Origin of the sequence: Brevundimonas sp. EAKA (assembly GCF_000698025.1) — a bacterium.
GTDB classification, from domain to species: domain Bacteria; phylum Pseudomonadota; class Alphaproteobacteria; order Caulobacterales; family Caulobacteraceae; genus Brevundimonas; species Brevundimonas mediterranea_A.
This window is the reverse complement of the sequence record NZ_JMQR01000168.1, coordinates 1-5,236: the sequence shown is the minus strand read 5'-3', so window position 1 is coordinate 5,236 and position 5,236 is coordinate 1. Positions and strand designations below refer to the sequence as shown.

6 protein-coding genes are annotated in these 5,236 nt (G+C 70.5%); 5 read left to right on the top strand and 1 reads right to left on the bottom strand.

Going from position 1 to position 5,236, the window contains the following annotated elements:
• Nucleotides 1-14: 14 nt before the first annotated feature.
• Genes rsmI through ER13_RS15845 form a run of 3 tightly spaced genes read left to right on the top strand, consistent with a single transcriptional unit; the run spans nt 15 to nt 2,131 of the window.
• Nucleotides 15-887, top strand: coding sequence for a 16S rRNA (cytidine(1402)-2'-O)-methyltransferase (gene rsmI / locus ER13_RS15855; RefSeq protein ID WP_035310819.1), 873 nt, complete (start codon nt 15-17; stop codon nt 885-887).
• Nucleotides 884-1,306, top strand: a complete 423-nt coding sequence (locus tag ER13_RS15850) for a YraN family protein (protein ID WP_008262070.1) — start codon at nt 884-886, stop codon at nt 1,304-1,306. The genes rsmI and ER13_RS15850 overlap by 4 nt, the downstream gene beginning before the upstream one ends.
• 9 nt (nt 1,307-1,315) lie before the next feature.
• A complete protein-coding gene (locus ER13_RS15845; protein WP_035310817.1) occupies nt 1,316-2,131 on the top strand; it encodes a transglutaminase family protein in 816 nt (271 codons plus the stop codon).
• On the opposite strand, the gene ER13_RS15840 is transcribed toward ER13_RS15845, so the two are convergent.
• Entirely contained in the window at nt 2,128-3,381 is a 1,254-nt protein-coding gene (locus ER13_RS15840) for a UbiH/UbiF/VisC/COQ6 family ubiquinone biosynthesis hydroxylase (RefSeq protein ID WP_035310816.1), read from the bottom strand. The two genes, ER13_RS15845 and ER13_RS15840, sit on opposite strands and share 4 nt — an antisense overlap.
• A gap of 127 nt (nt 3,382-3,508) precedes the next feature.
• Between ER13_RS15840 and ER13_RS15835 the strand changes: the two genes are divergently transcribed.
• Both ER13_RS15835 and ER13_RS15830 read left to right on the top strand, forming a co-directional pair.
• Complete coding sequence (locus ER13_RS15835) at nt 3,509-4,600, top strand: nitroreductase family protein (protein WP_035310813.1); 1,092 nt, start codon at nt 3,509-3,511, stop codon at nt 4,598-4,600.
• 89 nt (nt 4,601-4,689) lie between these two features.
• Nucleotides 4,690-5,236 (top strand): DNA translocase FtsK 4TM domain-containing protein (locus ER13_RS15830; RefSeq protein ID WP_035310811.1); only part of this gene is annotated, 547 nt, incomplete at its 3' end.

The window sequence follows — 5,236 nt, the reverse complement described above, 5'->3', positions numbered from 1 at the left end:
CCCACCGTCTGATCATGAGCGAACCCGGCCCCTTCCCGCCCACCGCTCCACCGCCCCGGCGGGTGGAGCCGGGTCTCTATCTGGTGGCGACGCCGATCGGGAACCTGCGCGACATGACGCTGAGGGCGCTGGACGTCCTGGCCGCCGCGGACCTGGTCCTGGCCGAGGACACCCGCGTCACCGCCAAACTGCTGACCGCATACGGGCTGAAGGCGAAGCTTGAACGCTGCGACGATCACGCCTCGACCCGCGCGGCTGAACTGGCCATCGAACGGCTCAGGAACGGCGAGGTGGTGGCCCTGGTCTCGGACGCGGGCACGCCGCTGGTGTCGGACCCCGGTTTCGTCGTCGCCCGGGCCGTGATCGCCGAGGGGCTGCCGGTCCATCCGATCCCCGGTCCGTCCAGCCTGCTGGCCGCCCTGTGCATCGCCGGCCTGCCCGCCGACCGGGTCCTGTTCGCCGGCTTCCTGCCGCCCAAGACCGCCGGCCGCAAGTCGATGCTGGAAGACCTGAAGACCCAGCGCCAGACCCTGGTCTTCTTCGAGAGCGGGCCGCGTCTGCGCGACAGTCTGACGGATATGGCCGCCGTCCTGGGACCGCGCCCCGCCGCCGTGGCCCGCGAACTGACGAAGCTGTTCGAGGAATGCGTGCGCGGCCCGCTGGACGAACTGGCCGTCCATCCCAAACTCCACGGTCCCAAGGGCGAGATCGTCGTGGTGGTCGGCCCCGGCGAAGCCGAGGTCGCCTCGGCTGCAGATGCCGATGCGGCCCTGGCTGACGCGTTGACGCGTCTGGCGCCCGGCGAAGCGGCGTCAGAGGTGTCGCGCGCCCTGGACCTGCCGCGCAAGCCTCTTTACCGCCGGGCTCTGGAGCTCCAGGGCAAGTGAACGCCCGCCTGCCCCGCCCGGCGCCGAAGCGACGCCCCAAGGCGGCGTGGCGTCAGGCCAAGGGCGGCGCCGCCTTTAAGGCCGGCCATGCGGCCGAATGGGTCGCCGCCCTGTGGCTGATGTTCAAGGGCTATCAGGTGCTGGGCTTCCGCCTGAAGACCCGGTCCGGTGAAATCGACCTGCTGGCGCGACGCGGCCGTATCCTGGCCGTGGTCGAGGTCAAGCGACGCACCACCCTGAACGCCGCGCTCCTGGCGCTGAAGCCGGCCCAGCATGATCGACTGATCGCGGCGGGCGAGGCCGTCCGACGCAATCGGCCGGCCCTGCAACCTCTTGATTTGAGAATTGATATGGTGGCGCTGGCTCCTGGCCGGTTTCCGCGTCATCTTCGCGGCGTCCAGAGACACGGCGGGGGCTGAAAGGATCGCATGACGCGGGAGAAGGCCGAGGCCATCCTGACGTCGGCCGGAGCGGCTGGCGACGACAGCTTCCCGCTGCTGGAGGCCGCGATCGCCTGCGCCATTCACGACAATCCGTTGCGCGACGCCGAGCCCGTCCGCACCCTGGCCCACGGCGCCTGCGAACGGCTGAAGGAACGGATCGGCGCAGAAGGTCCCGACGACGCCCTGTCCGAGACCATGGCGGCCGACCTGCGGCTGAACGGCGACCTGCTGCACTACGACCATCCCGACAACACCGACATCATTGCAGTGGCCGAACGTCGGCGCGGCCTGTCGGCGGCGCTTGCGGTCTTCTATCTGCACGCGGCCCGAGCGGCGGGGCTCAAGGCGGCGGGTGTGGATTTCCCGGGCCATTTTCTGGTCCGTGTCGAGACGGCCGAGGGACCGGTGGCCCTGGACCCCTTCAGTCAGGGGCGGCTGGTCATGCCCAGCGAACTGACGCGCCGCGCCTTACGCGCCGGCTTGACGCCGCATGTCGCCGACCGTCTGGACATACTGATGGCGCCGGTGACCGACCGCCAGACCTTGATCCGGCTGCAGAACATGCTGTTCAGCCGCGCCATCCTAAGCCGCGACTATGACGCCGCCGAACGCTCGGCCCTGCGCCGCGCCCTGCTGGACCCCGACGATCATCGGCCCTGGCTGGACGTCGCCGCCGCACGCGAGAAACAGGGCGCCCTGACCGGCTCGCTCCAGGCCCTGTCCCGGGCTCACGGCCTGGACGGCGTCGAGGAGGCGCGGCGCAGTTCGACCTTCGAACGCGTGCGGCTGCGGCTGAACTAGACCGCCTCGCCGCGCAGCAGTTTCGGCAGGTCTCCGGTCGCCCCGCCGGCTTCCTGCATGAAGGCCCGGCGCAAAGGCCCGATGCGATTTACCGCCGCCATGCCGAGGTCGCGTGCGATCCGCACCGGGGCGATGTCGTTGGAGAACAGCCGCACGAAGGCGTCGAACCCCGCCGCCAGGGCCGCCGTGTCGAACCGGCGCCAGCGGGCGTAACGTTCCAACACCGTCTCGGCCCCGATATCTTCGCCCAGACGCGCGGCCTCGGCCAGGACCTCCGCCAGGGCCGCCGCGTCCTTCAAGCCCATGTTCAAGCCCTGGCCGGCCACCGGGTGCACGCCGTGGGCCGCGTCGCCGATCAGGGCGATGCGCGGCGCGACGATCTTCTCGGCCAGGCTGAGCGACAGCGGATAGACGAAACGCGGCCCCTCGACCGTGACATCCTCCAGGAAATCGCCGAACCGCCGCATCAGATGGGACTGGAAGGCTGCGTCGGAGGCGTCGCGCAGGGCCTCGGCCCGGCGTGTCGTCTCGGTCCAGACCAGGCTCGCGCGTTGATCCGTCAGCGGCAGGATGGCGAAGGGGCCGCTGGGCAGGAAATATTCGTGGGCGACATTGCCATGATCGCGGCCCAGCCGCACCGTGGCCACCACCCCGCTCTGGCCGTAGGCCCAGCCGACGGTGTCTATGCCGGCGGCCCGTCGAACCGTCGAACCCCGCCCTTCCGCCCCCACCACCAGAGACGCAATCAGGGTCGCGCCGTCCGCCAGGGTCACGGTCGCCTTGCCGGCGTCGGTTTGGACACTGGCGACGGAGGCCGGCGCCCGCACCTCAATCCCCGCCGCCGTCACCGCCTCAGCGAGGGCGACGCGGATGCGGCGGTTCTCGACCATATAGCCCAGCGGCTCGCCGCCCGTGCGGCCGCCGATCTCGTCGGCGTCGAACCGCAGGAAGGCCGGCGAGGCCGACCGGCTGGCCGCGCCCGGCCGACGGCCGTCGGTCACCAGGATATGGTCCATCCGGCAGGCGTGGGGCCGCAGGGACTGGCCCAGGCCCAGGGCGTCCAACATGCGGAAGGTCGAAAAGGCCACGGCCGTCGAACGGCCGTCGAACGTCGGCGCAAGTTGTGCGCTGAACGGCTGCGGATCGACCAGGACCACCTTCAACCCGGCCTGGGCCGCCGCCAGGGCGAACGCCGCCCCGCTCAACCCCGCACCGGCGATGATGATGTCGTAGCGTTCGGTGTCTGCCATGGCAGGCTTGTCGCGCCCGAAGACCGAAACGTCCAGACGGGAAATCGTCGCAACGCCGACAGGCCTTGACCTCGGTCAAGGCTTTCGCCCGACGACTGCCCCACGGATAGCGCGGCAGGAGGCCAGGATGAACAGACGACGGATTCTGATCGGCGCCGGCGCAACGCTCGCCCTGGGCGCGGCGGGCGGCGTCGCTTGGCGGACATCCACAGGATCAAGCGGCGACTACGACCGTCTCACGGCCCGGTTTCGCGCGCCCCTGACGGACGCTCCCCCCGTGACTGAACTGGTCCGCTACGCCGCCCTGGCGGCCAGCGGTCACAACACCCAACCCTGGCGCTTTCGCCTCTCCGACGGCGCTGTCGATATCCTGCCCGACCTGACCCGCCGGACGCCGGCGGTCGATCCCGATGACCACCATCTGTTCGTCAGCCTGGGCTGTGCGGCCGAGAATTTGCGCATCGCCGCCGCCGCGACCGGCCGCCCCGGCGAACTGGCTTTGGGCGCTGACGGACGCAGCCTGCGCTACAGCTTCACCTCCGGAGCCGCCCAACCGGATCCCCTGTTCGCCGCCATTCCAGCTCGACGCTCCAGCCGCACCATCTATGACGGCCATCCCATACCGCCGAGCGCGCTGGCCCGACTGCGTCAGGCGACCACGGCGCCCGGCGTCGCCTTTCATCTTCTGACCGACCGGCCCAGCCTGGATCGCGTCCGCGAACTGGTGGTCGCCGGCAACACCGCCCAGATGGCCGATCCCGCCTTCATGGCCGAGTTGAAACATTGGCTGCGCTTCAATCCCCGCGCGGCCCTGCGCCAGGGCGACGGCCTGTTTTCGGCGTCCAGCGGCAGTCCCGTCCTGCCCGATGGCCTGGGCCGGCTCGCTTTCGACCGGTTCTTTACAGCCGCGAGCGAAAACACCCGCTATGAGGCCCAGATCGCCTCGTCCGCCGCCGTGGCCGTCTTCGTGGCGGAACGATCCGATCCCGCCCACTGGATCGCCGTCGGCCGGGCCTGCCAGAGACTGATGCTGGCTGCGACGGGCCTGGGGCTTCGCCACGCCTTCGTCAATCAGCCGGTCGAGGTTGCAGCCCTGCGCCCGGAACTGGCCGCCCTGGTCGGCGAAGGCGACAAACGTCCGAACCTGGTGCTGCGGCTCGGCTTCGGTCCGACCCTGCCTCTGTCCCCGCGTCGCTCCGTCGAGGCGGTGATCCTCTGACGGCTGGGGACGGCTGGTAAACAACCTCTTAACCCTGAAGGTGCGACAAGGGCGGTCGAACGTCAGCCGCCCGGAAGGTCACGCCTTTCATGTCCACCGCCCTCGCCGTCGGCCGTCAGGCCTGGATCAGCGCCCGCATCCTGTGGGGCGCGCCCTTCGTGGTGCGCTTCCGGGGCATGCTACAGGCCCTGCTGGCGACCCTGCTTCTGGTCGCCCTGATCTCGTGGAACCCTGCGGACGCCAGCCTGAACGCGGCTTCCAGCCTGCCGACCACCAACTGGCTGGGCGCCAATGGCGCTTTGTTCGCCGATCTGTTCATGCAGTCGCTGGGTCTGGCCGCCTGGCCCGCCGCCCTGCTGCTGGTCGCCTTTGGTCTGGCCCGTGCGGTCGGCGACGCCATCCAGCAGCGGTTGAAGCCGACGCCGTTGAAGGCTCTGGCCGCGACGGGCGGGGTGCTGCTGCTGTCCGGCGCCCTCGCCGCCCTGACCGCGCCTGCCGCCTGGCCCCTGGCCGCCGGACTGGGCGGTCTGTGGGGCGACGGCTTCACCGGCCTGACGGCCCAGGGCATAGGCGCCCTGCGCATTCCCGGCGGACGGATCATCGCCGGTCTGGTCTTCCTGATCGGCGGCCTGCGGC

Bases quoted from the DNA above. Each gene is read 5' to 3' on its own strand.
- rsmI (WP_035310819.1), top strand. From the start codon at position 15: ATGAGCGAACCCGGCCCCTTCCCGCCCACCGCTCCACCGCCCCGGCGG.
- ER13_RS15835 (WP_035310813.1), top strand. From the start codon at position 3,509: ATGAACAGACGACGGATTCTGATCGGCGCCGGCGCAACGCTCGCCCTG.
- ER13_RS15845 (WP_035310817.1), top strand. From the start codon at position 1,316: ATGACGCGGGAGAAGGCCGAGGCCATCCTGACGTCGGCCGGAGCGGCT.
- ER13_RS15840 (WP_035310816.1), bottom strand. From the start codon at position 3,381: ATGGCAGACACCGAACGCTACGACATCATCATCGCCGGTGCGGGGTTG.